Source organism: Sphingomonas sp. SKA58 (assembly GCF_000153545.1).
In the GTDB taxonomy this organism is placed as follows: domain Bacteria; phylum Pseudomonadota; class Alphaproteobacteria; order Sphingomonadales; family Sphingomonadaceae; genus Sphingobium; species Sphingobium soli.
On the sequence record NZ_CH959306.1, the window covers coordinates 558,247 to 572,804 of the forward strand.

The following is a 14,558-nucleotide window of genomic DNA, read 5'->3' on the forward strand; positions in this document are numbered from 1 at the left end:
CCCCTCTTTGGATGCACAGCTTTGATACATGGTTAAGCGCGGAGCGACCAATTGGCTAGAGACGTCGGACGAGCTGTTCGGCAACCGCCGCCCAGGGCGGATCGGTGACGACCAGCTGGCGCGTGCCGGAACCAAGCGGGAGGAGCTGCAACCGGTCGCCTTCGCGCCCGATCAGGCGACCGAACAGGAAACGGCCCGCCGGGCGCGGCAGCAATATGTCACGATTGAGCGCCGCGCCATAGTCCGCAGGGGCGATGCGGCGACACCAGATCGCGTCGCCGGCGCGATAATCGCCGATGCTGGCGCCGACATGCACGCCGACCATGCCATCGGACGCGATCGGCGGGGGGAAAGCGAGCGGCCGGGTCGGCGCGCGCACGCCGTCAGGGCCCAGCAATGCCGCCACGGCGATTTCGCTATGGCCCGGCAGCGCGACCAGTTCGGCGCTGGTGACGCCCAGCGCCAGGGCGATGCGGTTGAGCCAATTGACCGAAACCGTGCGGGTGCCGGTTTCCAGCCGCCCGATGGTTTGCGCCGTGGTCGGCGGATCGCAGAGCGCGCCGACCTGTTCGAGCGTCAGCCCCTTCGCCTTGCGGACCTCACGGATGCGGGTGATCATGGCACTGTTCCGTATAACCTATTTGGTTTCCCCTTTCCTACAGATTATCCCCCATGGCAAGTCCAATCGCCTTGAAGTCCGAAGCGAGGGAGATGTCGATGGCCAGCCATGTCCAACAGATGATCGAGGATCCTGAGGGGGTTCGCCAATCGGTGCTGGTGCATTTGGGCGAATCGCCGCTCGCCTGGCTGCGGGCGCGGGGACGACTGAGCGATCGCCATTTCGTTGCGGGCGATATGTTGCGAAACGACTGGGAGCGGGCGGGGCTGGGTGCGCGGGTCACGATGCGCTGGGACGCGGCGGCGCGGGATGGCGGGCGGCGAGGGCCAAGCCGTCCCGCCGATCCCACGCTGGCGCAAATGGCAGCGCGCGAACGGTTCGATGGCGCGATCCGGGCGGCGGGGCCGGGACTGGCTGACATTCTCTGGCGCGTCGCCTGCGCGGGCGAAGGGCTGGCGGCGGCGGAAAAGGCGCTCTGCTGGCCTAGCCGCGCTGGCAAGCTGGTGCTGACGCTGGCGCTGGACCGGGTCGCGGACTGGTATCGGGTGCCGTGAGGGCGCGTCCTCACGCGACCATGCCGGCTCCCAGAAGCAGCAGCAGCTTCACGTCCATCGCATAGCCCTGCGCGCGCCAGTCGGCGACATGATCGGCGATGCGGTCGAGCGGCACGCGATGGACGAGAATGTCCTCTTCGGCGACGCCGCCGCCCGCGCCGGTCTTTGTCAGGCCATGGGCGCGGAACAGAGTGAAACCTTCGGACACCATGCCCGGCGAGGCGCTGAAGTCGCCCAGCCGTTCCAGCCGCTCGGGGCGATAGCCGGTTTCTTCCTCCAGTTCGCGCGCGGCGGCCAGGCTCGCCTCCTCGCCGGACTGTTCATCGCCGACAAGGCCCGCGGGCAATTCGATGCAGCGGCGGCCTAGCGGCACGCGATATTGGTCGACCAGCAGGACGTGCCGCCCGTCAGGGGCTTCGTCGATCGCCAGGATGACGGCAGCATGGATGCCGCGCGCGCGGGAGACATATTCCCATTTTCCGCGCGTCTTGGCGGTGATGAATCGGCCCGCCCACATGATCTCTTCGGGCAGGTCGCGGTCCGGGTCGGTCATAGTTCAATCAGCCTGTCGGGAAGTTCGTTGATATCATCGGTCGCGCGCGGAAAATGGAGCGCAAGGACGGCGCCGACCTGGGTCACGGCCGCGGCCAGCCCTTCGCCGGCACGATCCTGCCGCAGCGCATCGACCAGCGTCGCCATCGCATCGCCCCACGCATCGGGCGACACTTTTTCGTTGATGGCCCGGTCGGTCACCAGTTCGGCGCGATGTTCGTCCAGGCTGATATAGAGGAGCACGCCGGTGCGGCCGCGCGTGCGCGCTTCGGCGGCGGTCCGGAAGAGGAGGATCGCGCGGCGGCGCACGCGGCGGGCTTTGGTCGCTTTGGGCGTCACCAGCATCCGCAGCGGCATGATCGCCAGAAGATACCGCACGATAAGGAACTTAAGGATCAGCAGGCCGAGCAGCCCCGTCAGCAGCTTCCAGTCCGCCAGTTCATGCTCCCAATCGAGCAGCAGCATCGACAGGAAGGCGCGCAGCTGGGCGGGAAAGGCGGCCATCAGCGCCAGGGCGATGAACACCGCCGCCGCCGCCCAGCTCAAACCCACGTCATGATAGCTGTCGGACCGGCGGGCGACGATGGTGACGATCTCACCAGAGGTATGGGCCTCCGCCTCCGCCACGGCGGCGGACACGAGCGCATGGTCGGCCTGGGTCAGATGAAGCTGCATCACCAGTCCCCCGACGCGCCGCCGCCGCCGAAGCTGCCGCCGCCCGAAAAGCCGCCGCCGCCCCAGCCTCCGCTACCGCCGCTGCCCCAACCCGAACCGCCCGAGCCCGACCCCCAGCCGGACCCGAGCCCCGGGCCCCAGATGACGACGGGCGCGCTGCCGCCACGTCGATAACGCCGACCGCCGCGCGCCCGCGACAGCATCGGCAGCAGGATGAAGAAGACGACGAACAGGATGATCCAGAAACCGATGATGCCGCCCCCGCTGTCCTTGCCGTCGCGCGCGGCTGCTTCCGCCTTGGCCGCCTGCGCCCGCGCCTGATCGGGGGGGAGCGCGAGCAGCGTGGTTATGGCGTCGACGCCCGCGTCGATGCCGCCGGCCATGTCGCCGGCCTTGAAACGCGGGGCGATGACGGTGCGGATGATCTGCGATGACAGCGCGTCGGTCAGGATGCCTTCAAGGCCATAGCCGACCTCGATCCGCAGCTTGCGCTCGGCCGGCGCAACGATCAGCAGTGCGCCATTGCTGTCCTTGTCGCCAATGCCCCAGGCACGGCCCAGGCGATAGCCATAGTCGGCGATGTCATAGCCCTGAAGATCAGGAATGGTCGCCACGACCAGAGATCGGCCGCTGGCCTGTTTCTGCGCGATCAGTTTCTGGCTCAGCGCCTGTTCCTGCTGCGGCGTCAGGATATTGGCGGCGTCGACCACGCCCTTGTCATCGAATTTGGGGAAGGTCTGCGCCTGCGCCGCCGATGCCAGGGCGAGCAGAAGGACAGCGAGGAGCAGGAACAGCGCAGGCACCTGGACCCGCCGATCCGCGGCAAAAGGACGAACCTTCGATAGGCTCAGGCCGAACGGGTGCAGGGGCGTGGGGCTGGGCGGGGCGAAATGCACGTCCTGGTCAGTTGCCGAAATCGACCTTGGGCGCTTCTTCCGCGCCAGGCGTGGTCGCTTCGAACGGCGTCATGGGCTTGGCGCCGTGGATCAGCTTCGCGCCGATCGCGTCGGGGAAGGTGCGGATGCGCGTATTATAGGCCTGAACCGCGCCATTATAGTCGCGGATGGCGACGGCGATGCGATTTTCGGTGCCTTCGAGTTGCGACTGCAATTGCAGGAAATTCTCATTGGTCTTGAGATCGGGATAGGCCTCGACGCTCGCGAGCAGGCGCCCCAGGCCCTGGCTCAGTTGCGCCTGCGCGGCCTGGAACTGGGCGACCTTGGCGGGATCGGACAGATCTTCCGCATTGACCTGCACCGACGTCGCCTTGGCGCGCGCCTCCGTTACACGGACCAGCGTATCCTGTTCCTGCTTGCCCGCCGCCTTCACCGTAGCGACGAGATTGCCGACCAGATTGGCGCGGCGCTGATATTGCGCCTGGACGTCGGCCCATTTCGCTTTCGCTTCCTCCTCCGCTGTGGGCACGCTGTTGATGCCGCAGGCGGAAAGGGCCAGCGCACCGAAAATCGGCAGCAGGACGGAAGAAAGGCGGCGCAGCAGCGACATGGAACATCCTCGGCTTTGTTTCGATCGTGGAAATAGGACGTTGTCCTGCGCGGCGCAACGGGCCATCCTCACTTCATCATCGTCACTGCAAAGGGATATGCACATGGGGCTGATGTCCGAATTCAAGACCTTCATCAATCGCGGCAACGTCATGGACCTGGCGGTCGGCGTGATCATCGGCGGCGCGTTCGCCACCATCACCAAGTCGCTGACCGACGACCTGATCATGCCGGTCGTCGGCTATGTCTTTGGCGGAGCGGATTTTTCGCGCTATTTCGTGCGATTGGGGCCCATCCCGGAAAGCTTCAAGGGCAATCCTGCCAGCTATGCCGACCTGAAGGCGGCGGGCATAGCCATGTTCGGCTGGGGCGAATTTCTGACCGTGCTGGTCAATTTCCTGATCCTGGCCTTCATCATCTTCCTGATGGTAAAGGCCGTCAATCGCCTGACGCACAAGGAAGAGGCAAAGCAGGAAGCCGCGCCGCCGCCGCCCACGCCCGAAGATATTATTTTGCTGCGCGAGATCCGCGACTCCTTGAAAAAATAATCGTTTATGCGACGAAACGAGTTGGCGGCGGGAACCATCCGGCATGCGACCGGTTGATCGCCGTCAGGGTGAGGGGTTGCCATGGCAGCCTGACGCCTTGCCCAGAGACGTCAGCCCCCGGGGGCACAACAGGAGAATAACGCCGTGAAAACCTTCGTCACTGTCCTTGGCCTTGCCAGCCTTGTCGCGCTCGCCGCGTGCGATTCCGCCAAGGAAAACCAGGTCGAGAATGCTTACGAAAATCAGGCGGATGCGCTCGACAACCAGGCTGACAATATGGAAGCCATGGCCGACAACCTGTCGGGCAACGCTGAAATGGCGGCTGAAAATGCAGCCGATCGTCTGGAGAACAAGGCCGACGCCACGCGTGAAGCCGGCGACGAAGCCGAGGACGCGGTGGAAAAGCAGCAGTAATCGCTGCCCGATCGAGTTTCGAAGGGGCGCCGCGGCTTGCCGTGGCGCCCTTTTTCGTGTCGGCGCGGTTTTAACGCAGCCTTAACCACGCCCCGCCATGGTGCCCTGGCGCGCAGCCATCAGGGCCAGGGGCATGGACGAACTACTTCAGGAATTCATTTCAGAAACGCAGGAGACGCTGGAGGCTCTGGCGGGTGAGGTCGTCGCCTGGGAGGCTGATCCATCGGATCGCGACCGGCTGGACGCGATCTTCCGCTTTTTCCATACGGTCAAGGGCAGCTGCGGCTTCCTCAACCTGCCCAGGTTCGAGCGATTGAGCCACGCGGCCGAAGATGTGCTGGCCGACATCCGCGCGGGCGAACGGCAGCCCGATCCGGCGACGGTGAGCGCGGTCCTTGGCCTGATGGACCGGATCGGCGAATTGACAGAGGCGGTCGCCATTGGGGCCGCTTTGCCCAATGAAAATGACGATTATCTGATCGCGGCGCTGCATGCGCGGCCCGATGCCGGCGCTCTCGAAGCCTCCGCCGCCGATGCCGCTCAAGGCGCGGCTGCGCCGGCTTCCGTCGCGCGCGCCCACGCGCCGCAGGCGGCTCCGCGCACCATCCGCCTGCCCTTGAGCCTGATCGACCAACTGATGAACGGCGTGTCCGACATGGTGCTGGCGCGCAACGAAATGTCGCGCAAATTGCGGGAGCGGAGCAACGACGCCGAGCTGGATACCGTGTTTGAACGCCTGTCGACCTGCGTCGCCGACATGCGCGACGTCATCTCCAAGACGCGAATGCAACGCGTCGATCGTCTGTTCGCCGCGATTCCGCGCATGGTTCGCGACCTGGGACGGGACCTTGGCAAACGCATCGACCTGACGCTCGAAGGCGGCGATGTCGAAATGGATCGCGAGATGGTGGAGATGGTCGTCGACCCGCTCACCCATATCGTGCGCAACAGCATCGACCATGGCATCGAGACGCCCGAACGCCGCCGCGCGGCCGGCAAGCCGGAGGCTGGACGTCTGCGCGTCGAAGCGCGCCAGTCGGGCAACCAGATCGTCATCATGATCAGCGATGATGGCGCGGGGATCGACACGGGCAGGCTGGTGGATAAGGCCATCGCCGCAGGTCGACTGACGGCCGATGCCGCCGCGCGGATGACCGAGCAGGAAAAGCTCGACCTCATCTTCATGGCCGGGCTGTCGACCGCCCAGCAGGTGACGGCGATTTCCGGGCGGGGCGTCGGCATGGACGTCGTCCGCGCGAATGTCGAACGGATCGGCGGTCTCATTTCGCTGGAGAATCATCCGGGTCAGGGGTTGTGCATCACGCTGCGCGTGCCGCTGACGCTCACCATCATTCCAGGTCTGATCGTGCGCGCAGGGGGCCAGCATTTCGCGATCCCCCGCGCGGCCGTGGTCGAAATCCTGCATGACAATAACGACATGCTTCAGATCAGCGAAGTCGGCGGCGCCAAGATCGCGACGATCCGCGCGGTGCGCCATTCGATGGTGGATCTCGAAGCGGTGTTGGGGATGGAAAAGGAGCCGCAGCGCGTGCCGCGGGCGATCATGGTGGTGCGGTCGAGCACTGGCATGCCGTTTGCCCTGGGCGTCGCCGCCGTGGACAATCACGAGGAACTGGTGATTCGCCCCGCGTCTCCCCTGGTGATGGCGAGCGGCGTCTATGCCGGCATGACCCTGCCGGACAATGGCCGGCCGATGCTGCTGCTGGATGCGGCCGGCCTGGCCAGCGTGGCGCGCCTGCCTGACGTCGTCGAGGATGATGCTGCGCGCAGGCAGGAAGAGGAAAGCGAAGCCGCCGGCGTCGAGATGGTGGCCGCGTTGCGCTTCGAGGAATTGTCAGGGGAGCGCCGCCTGCTCAAATTGTTGCTGATCGAGCGAGTCGAGGATATCGACACAAGCCTGTTCGGACGATCCGGCGGCCAGGCTTTCGTTCAGCTCGACGGGCGACTGATCACGGTCGTGAATGGCTATAGCACTTTTGCGGGGGACAAGGTCTGCGCGCTGCGGCTGCGCGATGGCGAGCAGGAAACCTGCTATCCGGTGGCTGCGGTGCTGGACATCGTGCAGATGCCACTGGTGCCCGACATGGTTGCCCTGCACGGCTTGCTGAGCGGCGTATCCGTCATCGATGGCGAGCACCTGGAGGTGCTGAGCCCCTTTGCCTTGTTCGCGTCCCTGCCGCAGGAGCGGCCTGATCCGGCGCGTCAGGGACGCTGCATCCTGGTGGAAAGCGAGGACGGGTGGACACGGGAGATATTGGCGCCCCTGCTGCGGCAGGCCGGCCATGACGTGACCCTGGGCCTGCCGGCCGAAGCGCCGGTCGACCCGCGCGACATCATATTGTGCAATGGCCCGGATACGGCGCAGGCCGGTGAGATGCTGGGCTGCCGCGTCGTGCAGCTGCGCGCCTCGCCGCGCGCGGCGGGGCCGCAGGACGGCAGCATCTATCGCTACGACCAGGATGCGCTGATGGCGGCTATCGGCGGAAGGCAGGGGTAAGGGGCATGGACAATCTCTATCTGTTCGCGATCCTGGCCGGCACGCGCGTCGCGGTGGAAGCCAGCGAAGTCGAGGCTGTGGTGAAATTGACCGATATTTCCCCGGTGCCTGGCATGGGCGCGCATGTCGCGGGCTTGTCGGCATTGCGCAGCCGGGTGCTCACCATCGTCGATGTCGCTGCGATCGTGCACGGGCTGCCGACGCCGTCCGACCGGCGCGGGCTGGCGATCATCGCCGATATCAGCGGCCACAGCTATGGGCTGATGCTGGACAGCGTATTGGACATATGCCGCGTGCCCGAAGGGGCGGCGCCGTTGCGGGGGCAGCTTGACCCATCCTGGTCGCCCTATGCCAGCGCGGTCGTGGAGCATGACGGCCACCCGTGGTTGCTGGTATCATTACCCGCATTCATCGATGGGGCATCGGCCGCGCAGGCGGCCTGACGTCGCGCAGGCAACAAGCTTTTTGCGAATATTTACCAAATACTCGCTTTTGCTAACTAAATCCCGGTCAACGGGATGCACGTATCAAAGGGACGCTCCATGAAAAACTGCCTCGTCGTCGACGATTCGAAGGTTATCCGCAAGGTGGCCCGTCATATATTGGAATCGCTCGATCTGTCTGTCAGCGAAGCGGTGGACGGCCAGGATGCGCTGACCCAGTGCGAAGCCGCTGCGCCAGACGTCGTGTTGCTCGACTGGAACATGCCGATCATGAGCGGTATGGAATTCCTCCAGGCCCTGTCCAGCGCCAAGATGACCGCTCGGCCCAAGATCATTTTTTGCACCACGGAAAACGGCATCAGCCACATCAAGGCAGCGGTGGATGCCGGGGCCGACGAATATGTGATGAAGCCGTTCGATCGGGAAACGCTGGAAAGCAAATTGTCGATCGTGGGGATCATCTAGCAACGCGGCCCTGATGCCGTTTCGAAGGAGCCCGGTTTCACTTTCGTCATTCGTTCAGGAAGTTTCGCGATGCCCAGTGCGCCGATCATGACCGGTCCCAGCCATGTGTCGAAGCCGATCCGCACGCTGGTCGTCGATGATTCGGTCGTTGTGCGCACGGTGATAGAGCGCATCCTGAACGGCAATGACCGGTTCGTCGTGGTCAACAAGAGCAGCAGCGCCGAGCAGGCGCTTGCTTTCCTGTCGGAAAATAGCGTCGACCTGATCCTGCTGGACATCGAATTGCCTGGCCAGAGCGGCCTGGCGGCGCTGCCCGCGATTTTGCAGGCAGGCGCTGGCGTCAAGGTCGCAATCCTGTCGGGCAAGTGCGAGGAAGGCAGCGCGGCGGCGGTTGAGGCGCTGGCGCTGGGCGCGAGCGATATTTTGTCGAAGCCCGGAAGCGGGAGCTTTGGCGAGCAATTCCCCCATGCGCTGGTCGAACGGCTGAAACGCCTTTTCGATGATGACGCGCAGGATATGCCGCCGCCTGCATCAAAGCCCCCTGCGTACCCGGCCAGCCAGAATGCGACCCAGCCACTCGCCTGTCTGGGAATCGGGGCGTCGACTGGCGGCATCCATGCACTGAGCCAGTTGCTGGACGGGCTGGACGCACCGCTGGGCGTGCCAATCCTGCTGACGCAGCATTTGCCCTTGAGCTTCACTGTCTATTTCGCGCAGCAACTGGCGCGGATGACCAGCCTGCGCGTCAAGGTTGCCGAAACCGGCGATCTACTCGCGCCGGACACTATTTACGTCGCGCCGGGCGACGCCAATCTGCAATTGCGCAAGGGGTTGCACGGGCGCGTCACCATACAGTTGAACCCGGAACGCACGCCTGCGGGCAATCTGCCGGGCGTCGATCCGATGTTCGCCAGCATGGCTCAGGCCTTTGGCGCGGGCGCGGCGGGGATAGTGCTTACCGGCATGGGGCGCGACGGAACGGTGGGCGCGCGCGATATCGTTGCCGCCGGTGGATGGGTCGTGGCGCAGGATGAGGCGAGCAGCGTCGTGTGGGGCATGCCGGGATCCGTCGCTGGCGAAGGCCTGACCTGCGCGATGATGGCGCCCGGAGAAATGATGGCGTTCGTGGCACGTCGCGGAAAGGTAGTGGCTTGATGACGATGGGTGGGGCCGATACGCAACAGGGCGCGTCGCGCATCCTGACCGCCTTGCTGGAGTCCCGAACGGGGCAGACGCTGTCGGAAGGGCGCGCCTGGCGGATGGAAACGGCACTGCGTCCGGTGCTCCGTGATCATGGGCTGGCGGATATTGACGCATTGACGGCGCGGCTGTTGCGCAAGGCCGATGTCATGCTGGAAAAGGCCGTAGTGGAGGCGCTGCTCAATAATGAAAGCAGCTTCTTCCGCGACCTTCAACTGTTCGATATGCTGCAAACCCAGATATTGCCGCATCTGCATGAAACGCGCGCCAACCGCGTGCTGCGGATCTGGAGCGCCGGCTGTTCGACCGGTCAGGAAGCCTATTCGCTGGCGATCCAGTTGCGCAATGGCTGGTCGCGCTGGAATGGATGGCAGATCGAGATACTGGCGACCGATATTTCCGGCCGCGCGATCGAGCAGGCCACGTCGGGCATCTATTCGCAGATGGATGTGCAGCGCGGGCTGGCGATCGGCGATCTGGTCAAATGGTTCGAACCGCATGGCGATGACTGGCGGGCCAGCCCGGAATTGCGGCGGATGATCAGTTTCCGTCAGGATAATCTGTTCGACCCGCGCGAACCGACCGGGGAATATGACCTGCTGCTGTGCCGCAATGTCCTCCTCTATTTCACGCCTGAACGGCGCAAGACGGTTCTGACGCTGCTGGGCCGCCACAGCCATTCCGGATCCGTGCTGCTGCTGGGCGCCGGCGAAACGGTCATCGGGCAGGGGGACGATTTCATCGCCCATGGCGATTTTCGCGGCGGCTATGCGCGGCAGACGGCCGTTACCACGCAGCATGTCGCCAGGATGCGGCACGCGGGCTGATTCCCCGGGCGCACTGCCGGCCACACTTGATTGCATCGCAGGACTGCGTCATGGTCGGCGCGGGCGAATTTCCGTTCGACCGGCCGGAAGGGCGCGATGAGCAAATTGTGGACGTGACTGGCCTTTCCCGATGACCGATGTGCCGATGATCGAGACGCCGTCGCCCAATTTCGACGAGCGTACGTCGCCGGTGTCGATGCTGGTGCTGCATTATACCGGCATGCGGGACGCGCAGAGCGCGGTCGCCTGGCTCGCCAGCCCTGAATCGAAAGTATCGGCGCATTATGTCGTGTGCGAAGACGGGCAGATCATCCGCATGGTCGATGAGGCAAAGCGCGCCTGGCATGCGGGCCCGTCGCATTGGCGCGGCATCAACGACGTCAATTCCGCCAGCATCGGCATAGAGATCGTCAATCCGGGCCATGAATGGGGCTACCGGCCCTTTCCGCAGGCGCAGATCGGCGCGCTCATTCCGTTGATCCACGACATCGTTCAGCGCCATGGCATCACCCGCGGCAACATCGTCGGGCATAGCGATGTCGCCCCGGCGCGCAAGCAGGACCCCGGCGAACTTTTCCCCTGGGGGCAGTTGGCGCGGCTGCGCCTGGCCCTGCCGCGTCCGACCCGCAATTTGATGGACCCACTCTGGACCGACAGCGCCTTTCTGCTGGCGCTGGAGCGGTTCGGCTATGACATCGCCGAGCCGCAAGCCGCGGTCATCGCCTTTCAACGCCGGTTCCGCCCCGAGCTGATTGATGGCGTGATCGATGGCGAATGCCGGGCGATTTTGCTGGCGCTGTTGCTGCCAAAGCCGCGCGGTGACGAATAGCCAGGTGACGGAGTTGGAAAAGCGCGCTAGGGCGCTGGACGCCAGAGGGCCGGGCGGCCGCGGCGTGGCGGGTAACTTCCACGGCGAGGAAAGTCCGGGCTTCACGAAATGACGGTGCCGGCTAACGGCCGGCTGGAGCGATCCAAGGGACAGTGCAACAGAAAGCAGGTCGCTAAGGCCTAGGCCCAGCGAAATTGAAAGGGTGCGGTAAGAGCGCACCGCGTCTGCGGCAACGCAAGACGGCACGGTAAACCCCACCGGAAGCAAGACCGAATAGGGGCGGCGCGCAGCGTCATGCTGCTAGGCAGATTTCGGCCGAGACCGCCCGGGTTGGTTGCTGGAGGAACGGAGCAATCCGTTCCCTAGAGGAATGGTCGCCCATCCTTCGCAAGAAGGTGGACAGAACCCGGCTTACAGGCCCTCTGGCATTTGATTTTCCTGTCTTTTCATGCTGCATGGGCCACGGACCAAACGGGGGTGGCGATGAAGATAGGGGGTTGGGCGCTGGCGTGCGTGCTGGCGGCTGGGACGGCGCAGGCGCAGGAGCAGCCGACGCAAAGCGTGCAGCAAATTTTCGATGCCGCCGCCGCTGCCACGGGCAAGGGCGATCATGCCGCCGCCGCCGCGATGCTGGCGACCCTGGAGCAGCGGGTCAAGAATCCGCGCAGCCTGGCCATCGTGCGACTGCGCCGGGGCATGGCGCTGGGGGAAATGCGCCGCTGGAAGGAAGCGCGACCGCTGCTGGAACAGGCGCTGGCAGCCCTGCCGATGGATGACCGCAGCCTGGATATCGATCGTGGACAGGCCCTGCGCACGCTTGGGCGGCTGGAATTGCACGACCTCGACTACGAAGCGGCATTCGATTATTATGATCGCTCGCTGGCGGTCGCGATCGACCCGTCCGAACGCATCGCCAGCTTGCTGGGCAAGGCGCAGGCCGGCACGTTCATCGATGCGAACCGCGCGCTGGCCGATGCCGATGCCGCAGCGGCGCTGATCGAGCAGAGCGCCAAGGGCGACAAATCGGTCGCCGGCTATGCCGCGTCGATGCGCGGGCAGCCGCTCCTTAATCTGGGGCGTTTTGCCGAGGCGGAGCAGGCGTTCGCCAGGACGGTCGCGGCCGAAGGTGGCTTGTCGCGCAAGGTCAATTATGACGATCTGGTCGCGCGATCCAACGCCTCCATCGCCGCGCTGCTGGCCGGGCACCGGGACAAGGCGCAGCAATATCTGCTCTACACCGGTGCGGGGCGAATGGAAAAACAGGATTTCGGTCTTGGCGCGGACATGGCTTTGCCCATTTGCGGCGAGGACGGCATCAAGCCCGACGATATGGCGGTGGTCGAGTTCGGCATCGCCGATGATGGGACGATCAGCTACGCCCGGCCGATATACGGGTCGCGTCCCGGCGCCATGCCGCTGACGTTTGCGCGCGCGGTGCAGAACTGGACCTGGCGTCCAGAAGAGGTCGCGCAAATCCCTTGGCTGTTCCGATTGGTGACGCGCATGGAACTGCGCTGTTCGACCAGCGAAGGTGGGCCCTCGCTGGCCGACGGCGCGCGCGCGGCGTTTCGCGACTGGGTCGAGAGCCGGGGCGTCCAGCCCTATCTGGCGGACGCCGGATCGGAAGCGCAGCGGCGCGCGATGCTGGTGGCCGAACTTGAACGGCGACGCGCAAGCGCGACCAATCCGCTTGCGCAGGCCATGCTGCTGTCGGACCTGCTGGAAAATCCGCTGGTCACCGGCGCGACGGCGGAGGCGTACAAGGCGCAATTGCGATCCCTGCTGGACGCGGCGAGCGCCCCGGCATCGGTCCGGCTGTGGGCGGATTGGCTGTCGCGCAAGACCGGCTCTGACGAACTGGACGCCAATGCCTATGCCGCTGATCCCGCCGCCTTTGCGCGCGCCCAATTGCTGAACTATGACCGGCCGCAATCGCGGCGCCGGCGACGGGACCCGGCGATACTGGATGGCATCATCGCCGATTCGCGGTTGGCGCAGGATGATCCCCTGCGGGTTGCGGCGCTGATGCGGCGGGCTTCGGTACGGGCAGCGGCAAAAGATTTTGCCGGGGCGCGGGCGGATTACCAGGCGACCGGGCTGACCGAGCAGCAATGTTCTATCGTCGATGCGCAGCCCATGCTTCGCGGGGTCAATGTATCCAGCAACGACTATCCCACCGACATGGTGCGTCTGGGCATCGAGGGCTGGACGCGGGTTCAGCATGATGTGTCGGCCGACGGCAAAGTGCTGAATGCGCGGGTGATTGCCGCTTATCCGCCGATCGTGTTCAGCCCCAATGGCGTGGCGCTGATGTCGCGAGCGAAGTATGAACAGACCTATCGCCCCGATGGCGCCATGGGCTGTGGCGGCAGCGTGGGCACTATTCACTTCGTTAACCCGTGATGACGGCCCGCACTGGTATTCAGTGCGCATATTCCCTAGTTTGCAGTGATGGCGAGACAAGGTCGATCCAATGACTGGGGATTTCCCCGGTGGCGCAGCTATGGCGCGGCGCGCGAGGCGCAGCAGGTGCGGCTATGCGATCGCCATGGTTGTGAAAAGCCGGGGGAGTGCCCGGCGCCCAAATCCCCCAACAGCCCGGAACGCTGGTATTTCTGCTTCGATCACGCCGCGGAATATAACCGGAACTGGGATTATTTTCAGGGGCTGGACCAGGAAGAGCGCGAACAGCGCGAGCGGGCGGAGCGCCGCGACGCCAGCGGTTTTCAGTCCAGCGCCTATCATGGCTGGGGCGGGCCGGGCGATGGCAGCCGGTCGCGCGACGAACTCCATGCCCTCAAGGCACTGGAGCTTGAGGACGATGCGAGCTTCGAGACGGTCAAGAAAAGCTGGCGACGGCTGGCAAAGGAAAATCACCCGGATGTGAAGCCGGGCGATGCCGAGGCTGCGGTGCGGTTTCAGGCCATACAGGCCGCGTATGAGGTACTGCGCGCCGCCGAGGAGCGCCGGACCTGGAAACCGCGCGCGGCGGCGGACTGAAAGGCAGCGGATTGAAGGATCATATCCGATCAAACTGGCAGCAGGCGGCGCTGGTCTGCCGCAAATGCTCCAAGAAGGTCGACGGTGGGTTTGGCCCGGATGGCGACGAGCATTTGGCCAAGGCATTGCGCCGGCATTTATCGTTGAAAAAAGGGCGCAAGGCCGCAGCGGGAATCGTCGAGGTGAATTGCCTCGGCATATGCCCGAAAAATGCTGTTACCGTCGTAAATGGCGCCGACAGTCGCGACTGGTTGCTGGTGCGCCCAAAGGCTGATTTGGACATGCTGGCGCGGGAATTGGGGCTGTCTGCCGCAGCGAATCGTTAATCACATCCTTACCATCCGCCCTTATCGCGACGGTATGACGATTCCTGCTCGATTAGGGCGTAGCGCGCCTGTTTTCCTGCAAT

17 protein-coding genes and 1 other RNA gene are annotated in these 14,558 nt (G+C 64.7%); 13 read left to right on the forward strand and 5 right to left on the reverse strand.

From position 1 onward, the window contains the following. Positions 1-55 precede the first annotated feature (55 nt). Complete coding sequence (locus SKA58_RS03165; protein ID WP_009820900.1) at positions 56-619, reverse strand: helix-turn-helix domain-containing protein; 564 nt, start codon at positions 617-619, stop codon at positions 56-58. A gap of 98 nt (positions 620-717) precedes the next feature. On the opposite strand from SKA58_RS03165, the gene SKA58_RS03170 reads away from it, so the two are divergent. Further along, positions 718-1,173: a DUF6456 domain-containing protein gene (locus tag SKA58_RS03170; RefSeq protein WP_037542505.1), complete on the forward strand. Its 456-nt coding sequence runs from the start codon at positions 718-720 to the stop codon at positions 1,171-1,173. A gap of 10 nt (positions 1,174-1,183) precedes the next feature. Here SKA58_RS03170 and SKA58_RS03175 read toward each other — a convergent pair whose 3' ends face one another. The 4 genes from SKA58_RS03175 to SKA58_RS03190 form a co-directional block, all read right to left on the reverse strand. Continuing rightward, positions 1,184-1,726, reverse strand: a complete 543-nt coding sequence (locus SKA58_RS03175) for an NUDIX hydrolase (RefSeq protein ID WP_009820902.1) — start codon at positions 1,724-1,726, stop codon at positions 1,184-1,186. After that, positions 1,723-2,400 (reverse strand): TPM domain-containing protein, encoded by a 678-nt coding sequence (locus tag SKA58_RS03180; RefSeq protein WP_009820903.1) that lies wholly within the window; start codon positions 2,398-2,400, stop codon positions 1,723-1,725. Before SKA58_RS03180 ends, SKA58_RS03175 begins: the two co-directional genes overlap by 4 nt. Next, positions 2,400-3,203, reverse strand: coding sequence for a TPM domain-containing protein (locus tag SKA58_RS03185; protein ID WP_037542507.1), 804 nt, complete (start codon positions 3,201-3,203; stop codon positions 2,400-2,402). The genes SKA58_RS03180 and SKA58_RS03185 overlap by 1 nt, the downstream gene beginning before the upstream one ends. Before the next feature lie 100 nt (positions 3,204-3,303). Continuing rightward, positions 3,304-3,906, reverse strand: coding sequence for a LemA family protein (locus tag SKA58_RS03190; RefSeq protein WP_009820905.1), 603 nt, complete (start codon positions 3,904-3,906; stop codon positions 3,304-3,306). A gap of 103 nt (positions 3,907-4,009) precedes the next feature. On the opposite strand from SKA58_RS03190, the gene mscL reads away from it, so the two are divergent. The 12 genes from mscL to SKA58_RS03245 all read left to right on the forward strand — a co-directional run bounded on the left by mscL (position 4,010) and on the right by SKA58_RS03245 (position 14,475). Continuing rightward, a complete protein-coding gene (mscL, locus tag SKA58_RS03195; RefSeq protein WP_009820906.1) occupies positions 4,010-4,453 on the forward strand; it encodes a large conductance mechanosensitive channel protein MscL in 444 nt (147 codons plus the stop codon). A 144-nt stretch (positions 4,454-4,597) separates the two neighbouring features. Further along, complete coding sequence (locus SKA58_RS03200; protein ID WP_009820907.1) at positions 4,598-4,867, forward strand: hypothetical protein; 270 nt, start codon at positions 4,598-4,600, stop codon at positions 4,865-4,867. 133 nt (positions 4,868-5,000) lie between these two features. Then, positions 5,001-7,385, forward strand: coding sequence for a chemotaxis protein CheA (locus SKA58_RS03205; protein WP_037542068.1), 2,385 nt, complete (start codon positions 5,001-5,003; stop codon positions 7,383-7,385). Positions 7,386-7,390: 5 nt separating this feature from the next. Beyond that, a complete protein-coding gene (locus tag SKA58_RS03210; RefSeq protein ID WP_009820909.1) occupies positions 7,391-7,828 on the forward strand; it encodes a chemotaxis protein CheW in 438 nt (145 codons plus the stop codon). 99 nt (positions 7,829-7,927) lie between these two features. After that, complete coding sequence (locus SKA58_RS03215) at positions 7,928-8,293, forward strand: response regulator (protein WP_009820910.1); 366 nt, start codon at positions 7,928-7,930, stop codon at positions 8,291-8,293. 69 nt (positions 8,294-8,362) lie between these two features. Then, positions 8,363-9,448 carry a chemotaxis protein CheB gene (locus SKA58_RS03220; protein WP_009820911.1) on the forward strand — a complete coding sequence of 362 codons (1,086 nt, stop codon included), beginning with the start codon at positions 8,363-8,365 and terminating at the stop codon, positions 9,446-9,448. Then, positions 9,448-10,320 (forward strand): CheR family methyltransferase, encoded by an 873-nt coding sequence (locus SKA58_RS03225; RefSeq protein WP_009820912.1) that lies wholly within the window; start codon positions 9,448-9,450, stop codon positions 10,318-10,320. The genes SKA58_RS03220 and SKA58_RS03225 overlap by 1 nt, the downstream gene beginning before the upstream one ends. Before the next feature lie 130 nt (positions 10,321-10,450). Beyond that, on the forward strand, positions 10,451-11,149 hold the full coding sequence (locus tag SKA58_RS03230) for an N-acetylmuramoyl-L-alanine amidase (RefSeq protein ID WP_009820913.1): 699 nt from the start codon (positions 10,451-10,453) through the stop codon (positions 11,147-11,149). 41 nt (positions 11,150-11,190) lie between these two features. Next, an RNA gene (gene rnpB / locus SKA58_RS19145) (RNase P RNA component class A) lies at positions 11,191-11,579 on the forward strand. Between the two features lie 53 nt (positions 11,580-11,632). After that, a complete protein-coding gene (locus SKA58_RS03235) occupies positions 11,633-13,552 on the forward strand; it encodes a hypothetical protein (protein ID WP_009820914.1) in 1,920 nt (639 codons plus the stop codon). Positions 13,553-13,600: 48 nt separating this feature from the next. Then, positions 13,601-14,149 (forward strand): J domain-containing protein, encoded by a 549-nt coding sequence (locus SKA58_RS03240; protein ID WP_009820915.1) that lies wholly within the window; start codon positions 13,601-13,603, stop codon positions 14,147-14,149. After that, positions 14,122-14,475 carry a hypothetical protein gene (locus SKA58_RS03245; RefSeq protein ID WP_037542069.1) on the forward strand — a complete coding sequence of 118 codons (354 nt, stop codon included), beginning with the start codon at positions 14,122-14,124 and terminating at the stop codon, positions 14,473-14,475. Before SKA58_RS03240 ends, SKA58_RS03245 begins: the two co-directional genes overlap by 28 nt. Positions 14,476-14,558: the final 83 nt, after the last annotated feature.

Excerpts from the sequence above, each read along its gene's own strand:
- SKA58_RS03165 (WP_009820900.1), bottom strand. The coding sequence starts at position 619 with ATGATCACCCGCATCCGTGAGGTCCGCAAGGCGAAGGGGCTGACGCTC.
- SKA58_RS03170 (WP_037542505.1), top strand. The coding sequence starts at position 718 with ATGGCCAGCCATGTCCAACAGATGATCGAGGATCCTGAGGGGGTTCGC.
- SKA58_RS03175 (WP_009820902.1), bottom strand. The coding sequence starts at position 1,726 with ATGACCGACCCGGACCGCGACCTGCCCGAAGAGATCATGTGGGCGGGC.
- SKA58_RS03180 (WP_009820903.1), bottom strand. The coding sequence starts at position 2,400 with ATGCAGCTTCATCTGACCCAGGCCGACCATGCGCTCGTGTCCGCCGCC.
- SKA58_RS03190 (WP_009820905.1), bottom strand. The coding sequence starts at position 3,906 with ATGTCGCTGCTGCGCCGCCTTTCTTCCGTCCTGCTGCCGATTTTCGGT.
- mscL (WP_009820906.1), top strand. The coding sequence starts at position 4,010 with ATGGGGCTGATGTCCGAATTCAAGACCTTCATCAATCGCGGCAACGTC.
- SKA58_RS03205 (WP_037542068.1), top strand. The coding sequence starts at position 5,001 with ATGGACGAACTACTTCAGGAATTCATTTCAGAAACGCAGGAGACGCTG.
- SKA58_RS03210 (WP_009820909.1), top strand. The coding sequence starts at position 7,391 with ATGGACAATCTCTATCTGTTCGCGATCCTGGCCGGCACGCGCGTCGCG.
- SKA58_RS03215 (WP_009820910.1), top strand. The coding sequence starts at position 7,928 with ATGAAAAACTGCCTCGTCGTCGACGATTCGAAGGTTATCCGCAAGGTG.
- SKA58_RS03220 (WP_009820911.1), top strand. The coding sequence starts at position 8,363 with ATGCCCAGTGCGCCGATCATGACCGGTCCCAGCCATGTGTCGAAGCCG.
- SKA58_RS03225 (WP_009820912.1), top strand. The coding sequence starts at position 9,448 with ATGACGATGGGTGGGGCCGATACGCAACAGGGCGCGTCGCGCATCCTG.
- SKA58_RS03230 (WP_009820913.1), top strand. The coding sequence starts at position 10,451 with ATGACCGATGTGCCGATGATCGAGACGCCGTCGCCCAATTTCGACGAG.
- SKA58_RS03235 (WP_009820914.1), top strand. The coding sequence starts at position 11,633 with ATGAAGATAGGGGGTTGGGCGCTGGCGTGCGTGCTGGCGGCTGGGACG.
- SKA58_RS03240 (WP_009820915.1), top strand. The coding sequence starts at position 13,601 with ATGGCGAGACAAGGTCGATCCAATGACTGGGGATTTCCCCGGTGGCGC.